Origin of the sequence: Ruegeria sp. HKCCA5426 (assembly GCF_013034585.1) — a bacterium.
In the GTDB taxonomy this organism is placed as follows: Bacteria; Pseudomonadota; Alphaproteobacteria; order Rhodobacterales; family Rhodobacteraceae; genus Ruegeria.
In genome coordinates, this window is sequence record NZ_WQGH01000002.1 from 252109 (window position 1) to 271339 (window position 19231).

Annotated in this window: 20 protein-coding genes and 1 tRNA gene; 12 read left to right on the forward strand and 9 right to left on the reverse strand. The window is 56.0% G+C overall.

The window, feature by feature from the left end; all coding sequences use genetic code 11:
* Positions 1-9: 9 nt before the first annotated feature.
* On the forward strand, positions 10-534 hold the full coding sequence (locus tag GOV87_RS03765; RefSeq protein ID WP_171121963.1) for a TRAP transporter small permease: 525 nt from the start codon (positions 10-12) through the stop codon (positions 532-534).
* Positions 531-1793 carry a TRAP transporter large permease gene (locus GOV87_RS03770; RefSeq protein ID WP_171121962.1) on the forward strand — a complete coding sequence of 421 codons (1263 nt, stop codon included), beginning with the start codon at positions 531-533 and terminating at the stop codon, positions 1791-1793. The genes GOV87_RS03765 and GOV87_RS03770 overlap by 4 nt, the downstream gene beginning before the upstream one ends.
* Positions 1794-1915: 122 nt before the next feature.
* Here GOV87_RS03770 and GOV87_RS03775 read toward each other — a convergent pair whose 3' ends face one another.
* Positions 1916-4705, reverse strand: a complete 2790-nt coding sequence (locus GOV87_RS03775; protein ID WP_171210886.1) for a bifunctional aconitate hydratase 2/2-methylisocitrate dehydratase — start codon at positions 4703-4705, stop codon at positions 1916-1918.
* A 573-nt stretch (positions 4706-5278) separates the two neighbouring features.
* Here GOV87_RS03775 and GOV87_RS03780 point away from each other — a divergent pair.
* On the forward strand, positions 5279-5494 hold the full coding sequence (locus GOV87_RS03780; protein ID WP_171210887.1) for a hypothetical protein: 216 nt from the start codon (positions 5279-5281) through the stop codon (positions 5492-5494).
* Between the two features lie 439 nt (positions 5495-5933).
* Here GOV87_RS03780 and GOV87_RS03785 read toward each other — a convergent pair.
* A tRNA-Thr gene (locus GOV87_RS03785) sits at positions 5934-6009 on the reverse strand.
* A 183-nt stretch (positions 6010-6192) separates the two neighbouring features.
* Between GOV87_RS03785 and GOV87_RS03790 the strand changes: the two genes are divergently transcribed.
* Positions 6193-7068 carry a hypothetical protein gene (locus GOV87_RS03790; protein ID WP_171210888.1) on the forward strand — a complete coding sequence of 292 codons (876 nt, stop codon included), beginning with the start codon at positions 6193-6195 and terminating at the stop codon, positions 7066-7068.
* Positions 7069-7223: 155 nt separating this feature from the next.
* Here GOV87_RS03790 and GOV87_RS03795 read toward each other — a convergent pair whose 3' ends face one another.
* Entirely contained in the window at positions 7224-7493 is a 270-nt protein-coding gene (locus tag GOV87_RS03795; RefSeq protein ID WP_171121949.1) for a DUF2312 domain-containing protein, read from the reverse strand.
* Positions 7494-7653: 160 nt separating this feature from the next.
* On the opposite strand from GOV87_RS03795, the gene GOV87_RS03800 reads away from it, so the two are divergent.
* The gene (locus tag GOV87_RS03800; RefSeq protein ID WP_171122335.1) at positions 7654-7872 is read left to right on the forward strand and encodes a hypothetical protein; all 219 of its coding nucleotides are present in this window, start codon (positions 7654-7656) and stop codon (positions 7870-7872) included.
* Positions 7873-7881: 9 nt separating this feature from the next.
* Here GOV87_RS03800 and GOV87_RS03805 read toward each other — a convergent pair whose 3' ends face one another.
* Entirely contained in the window at positions 7882-8097 is a 216-nt protein-coding gene (locus GOV87_RS03805) for a hypothetical protein (protein WP_171121948.1), read from the reverse strand.
* A gap of 246 nt (positions 8098-8343) precedes the next feature.
* Here GOV87_RS03805 and GOV87_RS03810 point away from each other — a divergent pair, with 246 nt between their 5' ends.
* The 4 genes from GOV87_RS03810 to GOV87_RS03825 are packed head-to-tail and all read left to right on the forward strand — an operon-like array spanning position 8344 to position 10532.
* Positions 8344-9207 (forward strand): MBL fold metallo-hydrolase, encoded by an 864-nt coding sequence (locus tag GOV87_RS03810; RefSeq protein WP_171125503.1) that lies wholly within the window; start codon positions 8344-8346, stop codon positions 9205-9207.
* Positions 9208-9237: 30 nt separating this feature from the next.
* On the forward strand, positions 9238-9660 hold the full coding sequence (locus GOV87_RS03815; protein WP_171121946.1) for a YeeE/YedE family protein: 423 nt from the start codon (positions 9238-9240) through the stop codon (positions 9658-9660).
* Entirely contained in the window at positions 9660-10091 is a 432-nt protein-coding gene (locus GOV87_RS03820) for a DUF6691 family protein (RefSeq protein ID WP_171121945.1), read from the forward strand. Before GOV87_RS03815 ends, GOV87_RS03820 begins: the two co-directional genes overlap by 1 nt.
* 9 nt (positions 10092-10100) lie before the next feature.
* A complete protein-coding gene (locus tag GOV87_RS03825) occupies positions 10101-10532 on the forward strand; it encodes a TIGR01244 family sulfur transferase (protein ID WP_171210889.1) in 432 nt (143 codons plus the stop codon).
* Positions 10533-10542: 10 nt separating this feature from the next.
* On the opposite strand, the gene GOV87_RS03830 is transcribed toward GOV87_RS03825, so the two are convergent.
* The 5 genes from GOV87_RS03830 to GOV87_RS03850 all read right to left on the reverse strand — a co-directional run bounded on the left by GOV87_RS03830 (position 10543) and on the right by GOV87_RS03850 (position 16422).
* On the reverse strand, positions 10543-11616 hold the full coding sequence (locus tag GOV87_RS03830; protein ID WP_171210890.1) for a FliM/FliN family flagellar motor C-terminal domain-containing protein: 1074 nt from the start codon (positions 11614-11616) through the stop codon (positions 10543-10545).
* Positions 11617-11693: 77 nt separating this feature from the next.
* The gene (locus GOV87_RS03835; RefSeq protein WP_171121942.1) at positions 11694-14372 is read right to left on the reverse strand and encodes an ATP-binding protein; all 2679 of its coding nucleotides are present in this window, start codon (positions 14370-14372) and stop codon (positions 11694-11696) included.
* Positions 14360-14671 carry a hypothetical protein gene (locus GOV87_RS03840; RefSeq protein ID WP_171121941.1) on the reverse strand — a complete coding sequence of 104 codons (312 nt, stop codon included), beginning with the start codon at positions 14669-14671 and terminating at the stop codon, positions 14360-14362. Before GOV87_RS03840 ends, GOV87_RS03835 begins: the two co-directional genes overlap by 13 nt.
* Positions 14668-15048: a response regulator transcription factor gene (locus GOV87_RS03845; RefSeq protein WP_171121940.1), complete on the reverse strand. Its 381-nt coding sequence runs from the start codon at positions 15046-15048 to the stop codon at positions 14668-14670. Before GOV87_RS03845 ends, GOV87_RS03840 begins: the two co-directional genes overlap by 4 nt.
* Positions 15049-15126: 78 nt before the next feature.
* Positions 15127-16422, reverse strand: coding sequence for a helix-turn-helix transcriptional regulator (locus GOV87_RS03850; protein WP_171210891.1), 1296 nt, complete (start codon positions 16420-16422; stop codon positions 15127-15129).
* A gap of 215 nt (positions 16423-16637) precedes the next feature.
* Between GOV87_RS03850 and GOV87_RS03855 the strand changes: the two genes are divergently transcribed.
* The 3 genes from GOV87_RS03855 to accC all read left to right on the forward strand — a co-directional run bounded on the left by GOV87_RS03855 (position 16638) and on the right by accC (position 19188).
* Positions 16638-17174, forward strand: a complete 537-nt coding sequence (locus tag GOV87_RS03855) for a helix-turn-helix transcriptional regulator (protein ID WP_171121938.1) — start codon at positions 16638-16640, stop codon at positions 17172-17174.
* Between the two features lie 151 nt (positions 17175-17325).
* A complete protein-coding gene (accB, locus tag GOV87_RS03860) occupies positions 17326-17829 on the forward strand; it encodes an acetyl-CoA carboxylase biotin carboxyl carrier protein (protein ID WP_171210892.1) in 504 nt (167 codons plus the stop codon).
* A gap of 9 nt (positions 17830-17838) precedes the next feature.
* Positions 17839-19188, forward strand: coding sequence for an acetyl-CoA carboxylase biotin carboxylase subunit (gene accC / locus GOV87_RS03865; protein ID WP_171121936.1), 1350 nt, complete (start codon positions 17839-17841; stop codon positions 19186-19188).
* Positions 19189-19231 lie beyond the last annotated feature (43 nt).

Below are 19231 nucleotides of genomic sequence, written 5' to 3' on the forward strand. Positions count from 1 at the left end.
GGATAGGTCATGTTGTACCGCTTATCGGCATTCTGGGCCCGAGTGGAGCTCTGGTCGGCGGCGCTTTTGGCGCTTGTCGTAACGGTGCTGATCCTGCTGAACGTGGTCACGCGCAGCATGGGAAACGCGCTGTTCTGGGTCGACGAACTTGCGATTTATTCGATGGTTTGGATGACTTTTCTGGGGGCATCCGCCGCTTTGCACCACCGGGATGCCGTATCCATCACCATCGTCACGGATGCCGTGTCGATCCGCGTTAAACATCTTATCGACAAATGCGTTGACGTGATTGTCTTTGCTTTCGCGCTGGCGATGTTGTGGTTCTGCTGGCGATGGTTTCTGCCCTTGGACATTGTCCAAGCCGGATTCGATACAACCGCGTTTCAGGGCCAGACCTTCAACTTCATTTACGCCGAACCCACACTGACGCTGGGCCTGCCGAAATTCCTGTTTTGGCTGGTCATGTGGCTCTTTGCGCTTGGGGCCACATTGCATTCCGCAATGCACCTCTTTGGAACGAGGCCTGTTTCATGAGCCCTATTGTCTTTCTTGCGGCCCTGTTTATCTCGGTGCCCGTGGCAATCGTTCTGAGTGTGACCGCGATCTGGTACATCTGGGAAAGTGGGAACACGATCCTCTATGACAGCTTTGCCCAGAAGATGTTCGGCGGCCTGGAAAACTATGGCCTGTTGGCCATCCCGCTGTTCATGCTGACCGGCGAGCTTATGAACGAAGGAGGCATGACTCGCCGCCTGATTGCTCTGGCCCGCATTTTCGTGGGCGGTTTCCGGGGTGGTCTGGCCTATATCAACCTTTTGGCGAACATGTTCATGGCTGCGATTATCGGATCGGCCACAGCCCAGATCGCCGTCATGTCGCGCGCCATGGTCCCCGCCATGGAGGAGGAGGGATATGACAAGGGCTTTGCGACGGCCACCACCGCAGCGGGCGGGTTGTTGGCCCCGGTGATCCCACCGTCGATGATGTTCGTGGTTTTTGGGGTTCTGGCGCAAATTCCGATTGGTGAGATGTTCATCGCCGGAATCCTGCCCGGCCTGATCCTGGCGGCCAGCTTTGCGTTGGTGATCGCGTTGATCGGATGGCGGAGGCAATTTCCCAAAGGCAGTTGGATGAGCGCCAAGGAATCCGCACGCGCCCTAGCTGCCGCAGCACCGGCCCTGTTGATCCCTGTCGCCATCATTGGCGGCATCCTGTTCGGCATTGCCACGCCGACAGAGTCCGCCGCTGTCGCATCATTTGTAGCGTTTGTCGTCGGCTGGCTGATCTATGGTGAGCTTGACCCAAGACATCTTGGCGAAATGTTCCTGAGAACGGCCAAGAACGCCTCGATGATCCTGTTCATGATCGCGGCAGCCAGTGTTTTCGGCTGGGTGATCATTTACGAAGAGCTTCCACAAAAGCTGGCTGGTTTGATCACGACCATAACCTCTGATCCGTTTCTATTCCTGCTGATAGTCAACGCTGCGCTTCTGTTGGTGGGCATGATCATCGACGGCATAGCCGCGATTATCCTGATCACTCCGATCTTGCTGCCAATTGCCACGGGCTCATACGACATCAGCCCCTACCAGTTCGGCGTAGTCGTTTGCCTGAACCTTGTTCTTGGCCTACTGACACCGCCGGTCGGAATTGGCCTATATATCGCTTCTTCAATGAGCGGCGCCACACCCGGTTCGATCCTAAGATCGCTCTGGCCATTTCTAATGGCGATAACGGTTGTCCTTGTCCTGCTGAGTTATGCGCCGATTCTGTCGACCTACCTAATTCGCTAGGTCCACATTTCGCCCTTGCATGACCTGTGGCGATACCGGGTGCCGCAAAGTGTCGGCAGCGGCGCGACGGCCTGAGACAAGCTGATAGCTTGCCCATGCCCTTCGCGCCGCTGCCGTTATCGTTAGAAATGTACCGACAAGCCGCCGAGTGGTTTCTGAACCGGCGGCGCAAATTTTGTCAGGTCAATCCCTTCTACCGCCAGCTTGTATTCTTCAAGCGTCGGCGTGCGTCCCAAAATTGCGGACAGAACAACAACCGGTGTTGAACCCAAAAGCGATTCACCCTTCTTGGTCTCAGAATCGGCGACAACCCGGCCTTGGAACAAGCGTGTCGAGGTCGCCAGAACCGTATCCCCTTTTGCGGCCTTTTCCTGGTTCCCCATGCACAGGTTACAACCCGGACGTTCGAGATAGAGAATATTCTCGTATTCCGTTCTTGCCGTGACCTTGGGGGCAGCGTCGTCAAACTCAAATCCGCAGTATTTCTGCAGGATTTCCCAATCCCCTTCCTCTTTCAACTCATCAATGATGTTGTAGGTCGGGGCAGCAACAACCAACGGTGCCTTGAACGCAACCTCACCATGGGCCGCCTCAAGGTTGCGGAGCATCTGCGCGACGATCTTAATGTCGCCCTTGTGGACCATGCACGATCCGACAAAACCCAGATCGACCTTCTTTTCCGCCCCGTAGTAAGAGATCGGCCGGATCGTATCATGGGTATAACGCTTTGATACGTCGATGTTATTGACATCTGGGTCAGCGATCATCGGCTCGACGATTTCGTCCAGATCAACGACAACTTCGGCGAAGTACTTGGCGTTATCGTCCGGCGTCAACGCAGGCTTCTCGCCAGACTTGATCTGGGCGATCCGCACCTCGGCAATGTCGATCAGTTTCTGAAGCATTCCGTTCTCATGCTCCATTCCCTTGTCGATCATGATCTGAATACGGTGCTTTGCCAGTTCAAGCGATTGGATCAGCGTGTCATCGTTCGAAATGCAGATCGACGCCTTTGCCTTCATCTCGGCCGTCCAGTCCGTGAATGTGAACGCTTGGTCTGCCAAAAGCGTTCCGATATGGACCTCGATGATGCGCCCCTGGAACACGTTGTCACCATGCTGCGCCAGCATCTGTGCCTGCGTTGCATGGACCACGTCGCGGAAATCCATGTGATCAGCCATCTTGCCCTTGAAGGTCACCTTCACCGATTCCGGGATCGGCATCGAGGCTTCACCGGTCGCAAGCGCCAGCGCCACAGTGCCTGAGTCTGCACCAAATGCCACGCCCTTGGACATACGCGTGTGGCTGTCCCCGCCAATGATGATCGCCCAGTCGTCGACGGTGATGTCGTTCAGGACCTTGTGAATCACGTCGGTCATCGCGTGATAGACACCCTTGGGATCGCGACCGGTCACAAGACCAAACTTGTTCATGAACGCCATCAATTTTGGTGTGTTGGCCTGCGCCTTGGCATCCCAGACAGACGCTGTGTGACACCCGGACTGATACGCACCGTCGACGGCCGGCGACAGCACGGTTGCCGCCATTGCCTCTAGCTCCTGTGCCGTCATCGGGCCGGTGGTGTCCTGCGATCCAACGATGTTGACCCGCACGCGCACGTCGGACCCTGCATGCAGCACCTTGTCCGGTGCGACACCCAGCGCGTTGGCGTTAAAGATCTTCTCAACCGCTGTCAGCCCTTGATCGTCGTTGCTGATTTCCTTCGACGGGGCAAAGACCCGCGGGGCTTCGATCCCCAGGGTTTCTGCAGCAAATGTCTGCAGCTTCTTACCGAAGACGATGGCGTAAGAGCCGCCTGCCTTCATGAACTCCATCTTCTGCGGTGTGAACGACCCCTCCATATCGACCAGCTCTTCGCCTTCAACACTGAAGAGTTTTTTCTTTTTCGTGTCGATCTTGAGTACGGTGCCAGTCTCGACCGAATATTTCTGCTCAAGAACAGGATTGCCGTCGTTGTTCAGGATCGGTTGACCGTCTTCACCGATTTTCTTGCCCCAGTTCTTGAGGTCGACACCAATACCGCCGGTCACGCCAACGGTTGTCAAGAAGATCGGGGAAATCCCATTGGTGCCCGCCACAACGGGCGCCACGTTTATGAACGGAACATAAGGCGAAGCCTGCTTGCCAGTCCAAAGCGCCACGTTGTTGACGCCAGACATACGCGACGAGCCAACACCCATTGTGCCCTTCTCGGCAACAAGCATCACACGTGCATTCGGATGCTTCAGTTTGAGTGCTTCGATCTCTTTCTGCGCCTCTTCCGAGATCAGGCATTTGCCGTGCAATTCGCGGTCAGCCCGAGAATGCGCCTGATTGCCGGGGCTGAGAAGGTCAGTCGAGATATCGCCTTCGGCTGCAACATAAGTAACAACCTCGATCTCTTCGTCGATGTCAGGCAGAGTCGTGAAAAACTCAGCCTTGACATAGCTATCCAACAAGTCCGCAGCGACTGCGTTGCCTGCCTCGTAAGCTGCTTTGATACGGTCCGTATCGGCCTCGTAGAGGAAGACTTGGGTTTTCAGAACGTCAGCCGCTTGGCTTGCAATGCCCTCGTCAGCGCCCAGCGCTAGATCAAGCAGCACCTCAACCGACGGCCCGCCTTTCATATGGCTCAGAAGCTCAAAGGCAAAGGCGGGCGTGATTTCGTCCACGGTCGCTTCACCCAAGATGATCGCCTTCAGAAAACGGGCTTTCTCACCTGCCGCGCTGGTGGTTCCGGGAAGTGTGTTGTAGATAAAGAACTGCAGGCAATCCGCGCGATGCCCGCTGGCCGAATCCTGGATATGGGCGATCACCTCATTGAGAAGCGCACCATCGTCAATCGGTTTAGGGTTAAGGCCCTGTTCTTTCCGGTTTTCGATTTCAGCGAGGTATTCGTCGTATAGGCTCATGATCATTTCCACATCGGGCAAGGGGCTGGAGGGCAGCTAAATTAAGGGAAGACTCGATTTGGCATACAATGGTATACACATCGACGGAATTCAAGGGCCCCGCTTGCGACATTCTGCCCACAACCGTTAGTCACAACGCTTCTGACACGGAATTCCAGCCGCATAAACCGGGCAAGTCTTTTGTATACAGGGGATAGTGGTGCCCGCACACGGACTCGAACCGCGGACCTACTGATTACAAAGTAGATACCGGGGCGCCGCCAGAGCCAGATTATTTAACAAAATCAATTACGTACAGTACCTACGAAATTAGCGCCATTTCGTAAGTATTTAAAAACATTGATGCATAAAAACAGTCACACTGTTTTGGCCCCAATCCAAAGGAGACCACATGGAAGCAGTCGCAAAAAAAGGTGGACGGGATTCGAAAGCTGTAACCTACTTCTCGCAGATAACCAGTCCCCTTAAGCTGAAGTGGGACTCTAACGTCTTCAACGATGACTAAGTAACTTACATTGCGTTTGACGAGAGCATTGCGTTTAACGAGAGCATTGCGTTTAACTAGAGGTAACTATGGACAACTTTACGATCACTTGGAATAATCGGGAACTCGCTGATACTTCAGGGATAGTAACTGAAGTATTCCTCAGGGATAATCATATAGAGTTGACTGTTGGTGTGATCTTCAAGGAATACACTGACGCTGCCTTCCAACCGCAGATTCAGGAAATCCCCTTCAAGCGTTTGATCATCCCGTGGAACGAAGTTTCCTACCTCAGTACATCTTAAACTCCCAAGCCCAGAAGCTCATAAATCGTTATGATTCCTTGGGTGACCGTTACGTTTCATAACTCTTTGCTGAGACTCTGAGACATACCGAAGATTTCATACAAAACCTCTGCGCTAACATCATAGAAGCTCAGGCAGATCAACTTACGGAATTACTAAATGGAAGATAGACCGATGCTGCCTGTTAGAAGGGCTACAATGTAGAGGAATGGATATTAAGAAACTGTCCGGTCTGCTCGGTCACAGTTCGGTAAGGATGACAGAGAAATATGCTCACCTGAAGAATGACAAGATGGCTGATGAAGCAAGGAGACTTTTGAATGGGTGACATTGAAAGAATCTGGAATCTCCCGCAAAAACGGTCACGTAAAGTAAGTACTATACCTCAACAGAACCAAAGGTAACTATAGCAAAGTGTTGTAAATAAAGAGATTTTTTGTGGTGCCCCCACACGGACTCGAACCGCGGACCTACTGATTACAAATCAGTTGCTCTACCAGCTGAGCTATAGGGGCACTGGACGTCGATTACTGCCTCTGGTTCTGGACTGCAAGACTCATTTTTTTCTTTTGTCGATGATTTTTGAATCCCAACGTCAGGCGCCCCTGCCGCGCCACATCAGTGCACTGGTTTGACTGTCAGCTACACAGCCTGTAACCCGGCGGACGAGGCAGAAGAAGCAGGGGCAAAAAGCGAATATGCAGGTTGCTATCCACGCAGGAGCCGCATTCACCGGCGAAGGCAGATTGTTAAAAGCTCTAAGAGCCCACAAATCTGTGCTGACCGAGCATGGTGTCGCCGCTTTTGGCCCGCGCCAATACAAACAAGCCTTCAAGCCGACCTTCGCAACATCCGAGCCGCAGTTCCTGACTCCAGAAGAAACCAGTCAGGTTCGCGCCGGCCTGACATCAGACCCGAGCATTCGCCGGGCTGTGTTCCAAAGCAATGCACTGATTGCAGACTCAAAAGCGGCTATTCAGGACGGGCAATTCTACCCACGCGCCGGAAAGCTAATGTCCGTTTTGGATCAAGCGCTCGAAGACATTCGGATCGACTTCTTCTTTGCCTTAAGAAACCCAGGCACGTTTATTCCTAAACTACTAATGTCTCTGCCGGACGAAGACAGGGAAAATATCATCCGCAATACAGACCTGAGCTGCCTGAATTGGATCGGAATGGTCGACGACATCCGCGACATGGCTCCGGGCGTAAACGTCACCTTGTGGAGCAATGAGGAATCGCCTCTGATTTGGGGTGACATTTTGCGAAAAATGTGCGGCCTGCCAGAGGATGTGACCCTAGAAAAAGAGTACAACTTTCTGCTTTCCCTTCTGGATGAAGCGGGAAAAGAAAAGGCAAATGCGCTTTTGAATGCCAGACCTGACGGGGAACAAACGGGCATACGCTATGCTCTGGCGGACATCTTGGAAGATCACGCCCAACCGGAGCTTGTAGAGGAAGAACTCGAACTTCCGGGCTGGAGCACAGACATCGTGGATGCGTTTTCCGAGCTTTATGAACAGGATCTTGAAAGGCTGGAATCAATGCCAGAGGTCCAGTTGTTAAGGCCCTGAGCCCAGAAAAATTGACCCGCCCAAGCGCTGCGACCTGCGATCAATCAGCCTTTCTTGACCCGAGATAGAAAATCCACCAGTCGCGGTTCGGCTGCCCACCCGGATCGCGGTGTCCTAGAAGGCAAAGCCTGAACGACACCGCAAATTCGAAACCGTCAGCTCATACCCAACGCTTCTTTGTACATCTCCAAAACCGCCTCTTCTTCTGCGATATCGTCTTTGTCGCGTTTGCGAAGAGCAACCACCTTGCGCATGACCTTGGTGTCGTAGCCGCGTGCCTTGGCTTCGGCCATGACTTCTTTCTGCTGCTCTGCGATATCTTTCTTCTCGGCGTCCAGACGTTCAAACCGTTCGATAAACTGACGCAGCTCTCCGGCGGTAACGCGATAGTTGGCGGCGGCCTGATCTTCGGTCATGTCTTCCATTTATTCTCTCCCAGAGGCTGAAGTCTGCTGCCGCAAGTCGGCACTAAGCCGGATACATGGCCGCAGCACCCGCCGCAAGCGCACAATCGGGCATCGGACTTGTGCGATGCACAGGTATCCGATAAGCGCAAAGAAACTCTTTGGCCTGATGCGGAAAACCATGTTCGAAATCATCACCTGGGGCGGAGCCGCCCTGTCGCTTGCCGGACTGTTGGGACTCGTCTGGTGCATCCTGCACGTGATGAAAGCGCGCAAATCCGGCCTGTCCGACGACGAACTGCGAGCAACAGTTCAGGGAGTATTGCCTTGGAACCTGGCCTCACTCTTTCTGTCCGTGATCGGGCTGATGCTAGTTATTTTGGGTATCTCGTTCAGTTAATCCCATAGCCTATACAGGCAGATTATCGAACTGAGCCTCCATCGCGTCCTCGCACAAGGCTGCATCCAGACGACGCAGGCGCGAGGGGATATGCACACCCTGCTGACGCATCCGTTCAATTACCCTTGTCACGCTTGGCTGAAGCGCCAGGCGGGTTTCAAGACACGCACCCTGCAACTTTTCTTCAAGCTGCTCGGCTTCGGAATATAAATTAATTGTAGACATCTCCATCCTCCCAAATGGTGCGTTATCTACCCACATATAGGTAACCGTTTTAAGACCTGCTGACCTTAACCCGAGGACACGCGAAAACCCGCCTGTCTGAAATACGGTTTCGGCAGTCACCTGCGGAATGGTTAAATTCTAGGCCGATCTGAATTACCCTGCCTTGACAAACATCAATTCACGGATTCTTTATCACTATACATTCCGAAATTGATATACGAATAAAGCAGTCTGACGGAGGGCAAAATGACACCAAAGGTGAAAGCGTTTTTTGACACCGATACATTTACCGTGTCCTACCTTGTGCAGGAACCCGAGGGGACGGCCTGCGCAATTATCGACAGTGTCCTGGACTTTGACCATGCATCCGGCCGAACAGACACCAGTTCAGCAGACAAGATAATCGAGCATGTTCAGGCTAACAGTTTGAAAGTCGAATGGATTCTGGAAAGTCATGTCCATGCCGATCACCTGTCAGCAGCCCCCTACCTGCAACAGAAACTGGGCGGTAAAATCGGGATCGGAGATCAAATCGTCACCATTCAGGAGACATTTGGAAAAATCTTCAATGAAGGGACCGAGTTCCAACGCGATGGCAGTCAGTTTGACGCCTTGTTCCGCGAGGGCGACAGCTTTCACGTGGGCCAAATGCGGGGTGATGTTCTGCATACGCCCGGCCACACCCCGGCCTGTTTGACCTATGTCATCGGAGATGCGGCCTTTGTGGGGGACACGTTGTTCATGCCTGATTTCGGGACGGCACGATGCGATTTTCCGGGCGGGTCATCGGAAATGTTGTTTGCGTCGATCCAGAAAATCCTTTCGCTGCCTGATCAGACACGCATCTTCGTCGGGCACGATTACAAGGCACCGGGCCGCGACGAGTATGCGTGGGAAACAACAGTCGGAGAGCAGAAGGCGCTCAATGTTCATATCGGCCAGGGACGCTCGGTCGAGGAGTTCGTCAAAATGCGCGATGCACGGGATGCGACGCTTGGCATGCCTCGTCTGATCCTGCCTTCTCTTCAGGTCAACATGCGCGCGGGGCAGATGCCTCCTGCCGACGAAGAAGGCGATGTTTTCCTAAAGATTCCAGTGAATAAACTGTGAAGCCAACCAATACGTGGAGAAAAAAGAACCATGCAACTGGAATGGATTTGGGGGTTGGCCGGGGGCCTGTTGATCGGTCTGGGTGCCGCCGTTTATCTACTCGGGAATGGCCGGATCATGGGGGCCAGCGGCATCTTGGGCGGCTTGGTCGACAATAGTGATCGCACCTTGGAACGCCTGGTTTTTGTTGCAGGGCTTGTAGGAATGCCCTTGCTTCTTCGCCCGTTGATGTCACCCACACCGCAGACCCATCTGACCGGCAATATTGCTGTCATCATTTTCGCGGGACTGCTGGTTGGGATCGGCACCCGGATCGCCAATGGATGCACGTCGGGACATGGGGTCTGCGGGATATCGCGTTTCTCGCTGCGCGGAATTGTGGCGACGGTTATCTACATCGCTGCTGGCGCGATCACACTCGCGGTTCTGCGCCACATGTGGGGGGTGATCTGATGCGGTTGCTGATCTCTTTGATCGCCGGATGCCTGTTTGGCGCAGGTCTGCTGATCTCGGGCATGACGGACACCACCAAGGTTCAGGGGTGGCTGGACGTGTTCGGGAACTGGGACCCGACACTGGCCTTCGTGATGGGTGGGGCAATTATCCCAATGCTGTTTGCCTGGCGGATGACAGAACATCGTCGCCCCTTGGTCGGGGGAACCTTTCCGACCATGTCTCCGCCCGAGTTGGACCGGCGACTTGTCGTAGGCTCCGTTTTATTTGGCATGGGGTGGGGATTGTCCGGGCTGTGTCCGGGGCCTGCCATTGCCTCGGTGACCTATGGCGGCGTTGGCGGGCTAGTGTTTCTGGCCGCAATGATCGCAGGAATGTACGCAGCGCCGACTGTGGGGGCGCAACTGGACAGAACTGCAAACGCAGCCTAATCAATTGGGATGGAGATTCGCCGCATTACACCCCGCTACGCCGTCTCGCCGCAAATTACGGTCGAGGATGTTTCAGCCATAGCCGAAGCCGGATTCGTCAAGGTTATTTGCAACCGGCCAAACACAGAAGTTCCGTCAGACATGCAGTCAGACGCCATTGGCGAGGCCGTCCGTGCCGCGGGTTTGGATTATGAGGTTCTGGAACTGACGCATCAGACCATGACACCCGAAAACGTCGCCCGTCAGCGCGAGTTGGCCGAAAGTTGCAGCGGACCGGTGCTGGCGTATTGCGCATCAGGCACGCGGTGTTCGGTTATCTGGGCCCTTGGCCAATGCGACCGGATGAGCACGGACGATATTCTGGACGCAACAACCAAGGCAGGCTACGCGCTGGAAACCCTTCGTCCCACGCTTGATCAGATTCGCAACGCGGCTGGGTAAGCCCTATGGATCAGGTCACCTGACCTGCGTCATCGTTCAGGCCAGCCAGCTTCGAAATTTCAGCGGCGATCTGATCTGAGTCGCCGAACTGCAACGTGCTGTCGATGGTGTCGATCGCATGTGTGTCTGTGTGAATGGGTTCTACGGACAGCTCTGTCGATGGTTGAATTGCCGACGTTCGTGCCTCAAGGAAATCCTGAGTCTCGGCCTGTGACGGCACATCCTGCGGCTCGTATTCGTTCAGGCGAATTGCCCGCATTCCACCGGATTGCCCCAAACGCCCAACTGCTGTCCGAGTCCGGTCGATCGTTAGCAACTGTGCACGGTCAAGACGTGCTCCGGTCAAAGGCAATACATCCCCCGCTGCAAGAGCCGAAAAAGAAGCCAAGGGTAAAGCCATTTGGCAAATCACAGTATTTAAGTCTGCGCGCAGCACGCCCGATGCCTGTTCGATATGCGGCCCCGAATCTCCACTAGGTTCGGCATCTGCTGGACCCTCCTCTTCGGGAAGAAGAACCGAAATCCGGCCCTGTCGCAAACCGCCGCCCAGCTCGACCGTTAGATCATATGAAACATACGCATCCTGCGTCATAGCCAATGACAGCGCCCGAAGATCAGGCAGCCGCAACTTGTACTGATACCCTGTTAGGCTTGCCTGTTCACTGACGGTTTCCACCAACCGTGCCGCGCGGGTGCATGCGTCTTCGATCATGGGCGCAACCATCGCGGCATCCGTATCGGTAAAGGCCCGTGGCGTTGGTGTCGTTGACGTCACCTCACCAATAGTCTGCACTTGAACGATGGCCGAAACAGTTTCCAAATCCATACAGACCGCTGCCGAAAGCCCGTCGTTGTTCAGAAGATGCAGCAACAACCAATTGTCACCGGCAAACCCCGCAAGCCCGTCGGCTGATCGAATTGCCCGTCTTGCCGCGATGACCGACAACGGCAATTGCACACGATCCGCAGCGGTACGGGCAAGTGCCAACCGCAAAGCGCGAAGAATGGAATTCGTCTGACCGCCGCGTTCATCCTGGCTTGCAGATACTTTTTTTGCCAAAGCTGTGGTGACCGGTTGTGTCATGCCTGGAGCCGTCAATCGTAAATGTGCCTATGTTCAGGTCTACTCCGGCAAAGGTTACGAATGCCTTTACGCCCGTCTTATTGGGCTGCTTGTCTATAAGCCAGTGGCACCTGTACGCGGAAGGCTGCTCCGCCCTGCCCTGGCAAATAGCTGATATCGCCCCCAAGACGCTGCATGATCTCGCGGCAGATCGCCAAACCCAAACCGGCCCCGCCTGCCTTGTCACCGCCTACACGCGCGAATTTTTCGAACACCATGGACCGCGCCTCGGCTGGAATACCGCTGCCGTTATCCGCAAAATCTATAACGACTTGGCCGCCTACATCATGCGCTGAAATGGTCAGGACCGGGTCAACCGCATCGCAGTATTTCTGCGCGTTGGAAATCAAGTTGATGAAGACTTGCCCCAAACGATCCAGATCGGTGTGAAGCGGAATGCGTTCGGACGCCTTCGAGCGCCGAACAGTGAGGGTTTTGCTGGTGCCCGCCAACGCGCTCGATACCGCCCGATCCAGAACCGAGCGCAGGGTATCGCCTCCCATATTCAGGCTGACCTGTCCGCTTTCCAAAACGCTCAAGTCCAGCAGGTCATCCAGCAATCGCGTCAGCCGCAGCGCCTCGTCGTGGATGATTGCGGCATAGCGCGTCTGTTCTTCATCAGTTAAACCGTCTGTGTCCCGCATGATCTCGGAAAACGCCCGGATCGAGGTCATCGGTGTACGCAGTTCATGACTGACCTGACTAAGGAAGTTGTCTTTCTGCTGCGATATTTGGGTCAACTTGGTATTCGCTTCGCGCAGTTGCCGGGCTGTGCGGCTAAGTTCGGCAGATTTCACTTCTAGCTGGCTGGAGTATTCCAGCAATTGCGCGGATTCGTCGGCCACGGCCAAAAGGTCCTCGACCGACACCGAAGACCCGCCGACAATCTGGCCGATCATGGCGTGCGCCGTCGCGGCCCCGACCGAGCCGCTCAATTCCCGTTCAAGCCGTTCCAGAAAGGCGGGGGTTGGTTCGGGCAGACTGGATCGTCCGCCTTGTTGTTCAGCTTCGGCCTGAAAGAACTCCTGCGCGGGACCGGCCCCCAGTATGCGCTGGGTCATGATCATCAGGTCCTCGCTTTGCGCAACAGACCCGGTCCACCCACGCGGGGCGACGGAATGGTCAAAGACATTGACGAACTGCGCCCCCTGCAAGCGTTCCAGCGGGCTGGGAAAACTCAGCAGCGACGCCACGCAGAAAGCCACGGTATTCAAAGACAGCGACCACATGACCGTGTGGACCATGGGGTCCATCCCTTCGATCCCGAACAATGCCTGCGGCCGCAGCCAGCCGATCCCGAACGGGCCGTCCTGCAGAACCGAGCTGGACATCAGCGCGCCACCCATTCCGGGCAGAAGCAGCGTATAGATCCACAGAAGGAACCCCACTGACAACCCGACAAGTGCCCCTGTCCGCGTCGCCCCGCGCCAGAACAATCCGCCGACCAGAGCAGGCAGAATCTGAGAAATACCGGCGAAGGCCACAAGCCCGATTGAGGCAAGCGCAGCGCCGCCACCAGATAACCGGTAATAAAAAAAGCCCAACGCCATGATCGCTGCGATTGAGACACGGCGTGCAACCAACACAACGTGTCGAACATCGCCCGACAAGGACCCGGACCCTTCCTGAGTGCTTAGCCAGATTGGCATCACAAGATGGTTCGAAACCATGGTGGACAAAGCCATAGCCGTAACGATCACCATCGACGTTGCAGACGAGAAGCCCCCAATGAAGGACAACATGGCCAGCCACTCATTGCCCTGTGACAGGGGCACAGTCAGAACAAACAGGTCTGGGTTCGACCCCTCTGGCAACAGGTCCAGACCCACCACGGCGATTGGCACCACAAACAGGCTCATCAAAAGCAGGTATAACGGAAACGCCCAGGCCGCTGTTCTCAGGTGTCCTTCATCCGCGTTTTCAACCACCATCACCTGAAACATGCGCGGCAAGCAGACAAACGCCGCAGCAGACAAGAAGATGAACGTCGTCCAGCGACCAGCGTCCACATTCCACTGACCGATCTCTGATGCGTCTATGCGGTCCATCATCGGCCCAACGCCGCCTGCAATTCCCCAAACGACGAAGATGCCAACCGCCAGCAAAGCGAACAGTTTAACCACGGATTCCAATGCGATAGCGGTCACAACACCATGGTGGCGCTCGTTCGCGTCCAGGTTTCGTGTCCCGAACAGGATGGCGAACACCGCCAGCCCTGCAGCCACCCAAAACACGCTTGACCCCTCGCGGTAAAGGCCAGACGGGTCAGCCTCTGCAAAGATCGAGAACGATAAGGTGATAGACTGCAGTTGCAGCGCGATATACGGCGTTCCGCCCAGAACCGCCAGAATGGTCACACAGATTGCCAGCGTATTCGATTTTCCGTAGCGCGACGAAATCAGGTCCGCGATCGAGGTTACCCTTTGGCTGCGCCCAACCCTGACCAGTTTCCTGAGACCCCACCACCAACTGATCATGACCAGCGTGGGGCCCAGATAGATCGTCACGAACTCCAGCCCCGAACGGGCGGCATTTCCAACTGCGCCGTAGAATGTCCAGGCGGTGCAATAGATCGACAGCGACAGAGTATAAAACAACGGGGATCGCAGCCACGCCCCACGTCCGGCAGCAGCCATTCGGTCAGCGGCAAAGGCCACGCCGAACAAAAGAACCACATAGCCCAGACAGACGAGGATCAGAAGGTTCAGCGTTGCCATCGATCCGTGTCCGGGTCGGTGTCATCCCGCGCCGCCGTGCGACGGGCGGCAAAGCCAAAGATCAGGCTAATCAGTATCAATAGCCCCCAGCAGGTGAAGATATAGAGGATGGCCGACGATAAAGTGACTGCCCCGGTTTCCCCCGGTTCAGGCCAGAGCAACGGAATCGCGATCAATGCAGCCCCGAGAATTGGCAACAGCCGTGCAGCGTCTGTCAACCGACGCCGACGATAGCTTTGGCGTTCAAGAAACAGCGAAGGCCGAACACCCTGAGGCTGCCGATCTTCGCTATTGCTCATGATTGCGTGGCCTGCGCGTGCAGATCGCGCACTGCGGTCAGGACCTCGGCATTGGAAAACGGCTTGGTCATAAAGCGGCTGACACCCGCGCTTTCGGCCATTTCGCGATCACGAAGCTGGCCGCGTGCCGTCAACATCAAGACCGGCAGACCCCGAAGGTCATCCAACTCGCGCAGATCGCGCAGGATATCCATGCCGCTTTTGCCCGGCAGCATAACATCCAGAATGACTAGATCAGGATTTGCGCCCTGAATGACCTCGACAGCGTCCGTTCCTTCGGCGTGCGTTTCAACCTGCCAACCCTCACGCGTCAGCAGGAACCGAATGGCCTCGGCGATGTTCGGCTCATCCTCAATTAGCAGAACCTTACGGCTCATATGTTTCATTCCTCCCCGTGACAGGATACCCATCCGCAGTCCTGTCTGTATCAGCTTACGCTGTCTGTCAGGAAAGTGTCAAAAACCTTCGCTCAGAATCGACGGCTCTCGGCGCGACTCGCAGTCGGCATTTGGGCAAACCCTGCAACTTGGCCCGACCCTGGCAACCGGCTGGCCACCCTGCCCGCCTTCTTCGACGGACCGAACCAACATGACCGAGCGATAAACAGGTGCGTCGTCATATCCGGACATCGCTTGTGGCCATGCATAGGCATAGCAATCAAACTCAGCCGCCGACCGGCCAAGCTGTACGATACGTTTGCGAATTGGCACCAAAGGCCGGTTCAACGCCTGAAACAATGGCCACAGCGGGCACGCCTCGCCAAAGCGCGGCATCGCAAAGCCCGGCACCGACTTGGCAAACAAGATACTTCCCGATGCATCGCACACAACCAGTCCCGTAGGTCGCGAAAGCACCCCGTCTGGCAGTGCCGCCAAACGGCGCAGGACCGTCGCGATGTCCACCGAAAACTGTGCAGCCAGCTTGATCGGGTCCGGTTCTGTGCCAGCCAGCGCAGTTTTCACCGCCTCCAGTGGCATGGCCTTGGCGTCGTTTGCATAGACATCCAAAAGACCGCGAGCGACGGTCTTCGCTGCCGCCGAGTCAATCTCGCTCAGGTCTATCGCAGAGCTGTCTTCGCTGCCCTCCATCTCAGGAAAATGATGTCCGCGCTGTTCAAAGAACGCCTCGGCATCTTCAAGCGGAACGCCGCGACGGTCGTCCGCCGCGTCAGAATCATCCAGATAAGCAACCAAGGATTTCGAACTGTCGGCAAGGCGTTCAGCATCCTGATGCAGGTTTCGATGAAAGCGATCCTGCCACTCGGGTTCGATTTCCTGTGTTTCCGCCAGAATCGCTGCGGTCGAACGAATCGCGGCGGCGGTGGACAGAACCTCATGCATCGAAGCGGCAAGATGTGGATCATGGGTCAAGCGGTCGGATAGGGTTTCAACCGTTCGCTCAAGCGAGACAACGCGCCTGTGCATCTGCGCCAGCACAGCAGCCCACCCCGGGAAACGTCCTGCAAACTCTTCCAGACTGTCGACTTCGGCCTGTTGCCCCACCGCGTCCGCCGCTGCCTCGCGCAGGGCGGATATCAGCGTTGCCTCTAGCCCCTGTGTCAGCAGCGAAGGTTCGACGGCCAAAGCCGCGGCAATATCCACAAGCAGCTTGCCACCAATCCTGCGGCGATTGTGTTCAATCAGGTTCAGATAGGAGGCTGAGATCCCGACCCGACGCGCCAGTTCTGCCTGCCGCAGTCCTGCAATTTGCCGCCTCTCTCGAATACGGCTGCCTGTCAACGTGTCGCGCATGTTCTCGCCCCTCCCCAAGCGGAGCCAACCTTTGTAAACGTTCAGTTTTTCTAAACTCTCAAGGTTTTTCTATCTTTTAGGAGTTCATTTTCAAACCGAGTTTACACCCTTAACAAACGGATTGCACGATCATCAGACCAGTGTTGACGCCTTTCAACACCACATTCTCGGCCGCACCCCTTCTATTTCCAGACAATACACTGCACGATACCGAAATGAGTGACGCCGCCTTCGAATATGCTCCTATCGGATTGGTCGAGTTGGAAAACCGTATCATCCGACGCTGCAATCTGCAGTTCGCACGGACCTTCGGAGGGGACGAGGCCGACTATCGCAACATGCCTTTGCTACATCTTTACCCCTCGGTCGCAGATTGGGAGCGTATCGGTGCCCGTAGTCTACAGGTCATGCGCGACACCGGATATTACACGGACGAGCGCGTCATGCGGCGGCGAAATGGGGATTTGTTCTGGTGCCGCGCACGCGGTCGGTCCTTGACCCCCGATGACCCTTTCCGCCACGGCATCTGGAGCTTTTCCGACATCTCGGAGGAACGCCCGCTGGTCGAGCTAACCGCGCGGGAACGCGAAGTGGCGATTTTGTCGTGCAGGGGCCTGTCCGCCAAGGAAATCGGCGTCGAACTGGGCCTGAGCTACCGCACCATCGAAGCTTATCGCGCCCGGCTGCTTGAGAAATTCGGCGCGCGAAAACTACCGGAATTGGTTGCAAAACTTTCCGGAATGCCGCTGTAACCTCTTCCCCCCCTCGAAAACTTGGTTAAAACCCCCATCTGACAGGCCGAGACGCGCTTTTCATGGCAAGACTCATGGCTTATAACGCTGCGTAATCAGACCAAAGCCCGCAAGACACAGACGGGCCAAAGGGGAACCGTCGAGGACACTCATGACAGACACCAAACACGAAGCGGATGTGGCATTCATCAAGGCATTGGCTGAACTGCTGCGCGAGAACGACCTGACCGAATTGCAGGTCAAACGCGAATATGGCGAGGAAGACAGCCTGAATGTACGCGTCAGCCGCTTGTCCCAAACCGCCGCCGTAGCTCCGGTTCAGGTAGCAGTTCCGGCTGCGGCCCCTGCAGCACCCGCTGCGGCTCCGGCACCGGCTGCTGCTGCCGAAGCACCGACCACTGTCGAAGACCCAGCCAGCCACCCCGGTGCAGTGACCTCTCCCATGGTGGGAACCGTCTACATGCAGCCCGAACCCGGCGCGCCTGCGTTCATCTCGGTCGGCGCATCCGTGTCCGAAGGCGACACGCTGCTGATCGTCGAAGCGATGAAAACCATGAACCACATCCACGCGCCCAAATCGGGCACCATCAAGCGCATTCTGGTGGGTGACGGCGACGCTGTGGAATTCGGCACACCCCTGGTCATTGTTGAGTAAGGCAGGCCCATGTTCGACAAGATCCTGATTGCCAACCGAGGCGAGATCGCCCTGCGCGTCATCCGCGCCGCGCGCGAGATGGGGATAAAGACGGTTGCCGTCCATTCCACCGCCGACAGCGACGCAATGCACGTCCGCATGGCAGACGAGTCTGTCTGCATCGGCCCCCCGCCCAGCCCGCAAAGCTATCTGTCCGTGCCAGCCATCATCTCGGCCTGTGAAATCACAGGCGCGCAGGCGATCCACCCCGGCTATGGCTTTCTGTCCGAAAACGCTGAGTTCGTGCAGATCGTCGAAGATCACGACATCACCTTTATCGGCCCCACCGCCGAACATATCCGCGTGATGGGTGACAAGATTACCGCCAAGGACACGATGAAAGCCCTTGGCGTGCCATGCGTACCCGGTTCCGACGGCGGCGTTCCGACTTTGGAAGACGCCAAGCGCATTGGTGAGGAATTCGGCTATCCCGTCATCATCAAAGCAACCGCCGGTGGCGGCGGACGCGGCATGAAGGTTGCGCAGACCGCGGATGAGATGGAAAGCGCGTTCATGACCGCACGCGCCGAAGGCAAAGCCGCCTTTGGCAATGACGAGGTCTATATCGAGAAATACCTGACCACACCGCGCCATATCGAGATTCAGGTCTTTGGCGACGGCAAAGGCAAGGCTGTCCATTTGGGCGAACGTGACTGCTCGCTTCAGCGCCGCCATCAGAAGGTGTTTGAAGAGGCCCCCGGCCCCAGCATCACCCCCGAAGAACGTGCCAAGATTGGTAAAATCTGCGCCGACGCTGTGGCGAAGATCAATTATATCGGCGCGGGCACAATCGAATTTCTGTATGAGAATGGCGAGTTCTATTTCATCGAAATGAACACCCGCTTGCAGGTGGAACACCCGGTGACCGAGGGCATTTTCGGCGTCGATTTGGTGCGCGAACAAATCCGTGTGGCAGCAGGCGAGGACATGTCGTTCGGTCAGGACGATCTGGAAATCAACGGCCACGCCATCGAGGTTCGGATCAACGCGGAAAAGCTGCCCAACTTCTCGCCCTGCCCCGGAAAGATCAGCGCCTATCACGCGCCCGGCGGTCTGGGTGTGCGGATGGATTCGGCGCTCTATGACGGATACTCGATCCCGCCCTATTACGACTCGCTGATTGCCAAGCTGATCGTGCAAGGCCGCGACCGGGCCGAGGCGTTGGCGCGTCTGGACCGAGCCCTGGGTGAATTGATCGTGGATGGAATCGACACCACGGTGCCGCTGTTCCATGCTCTGCTCCAAGAAGCCGACATTCACAGCGGCGACTACAACATTCACTGGCTGGAGCATTGGCTTGCGGAGAACATGGCCGAGTAACACCACCACTTCGAAGGGCTTCGGCCCTTCGAACGTCGGACTG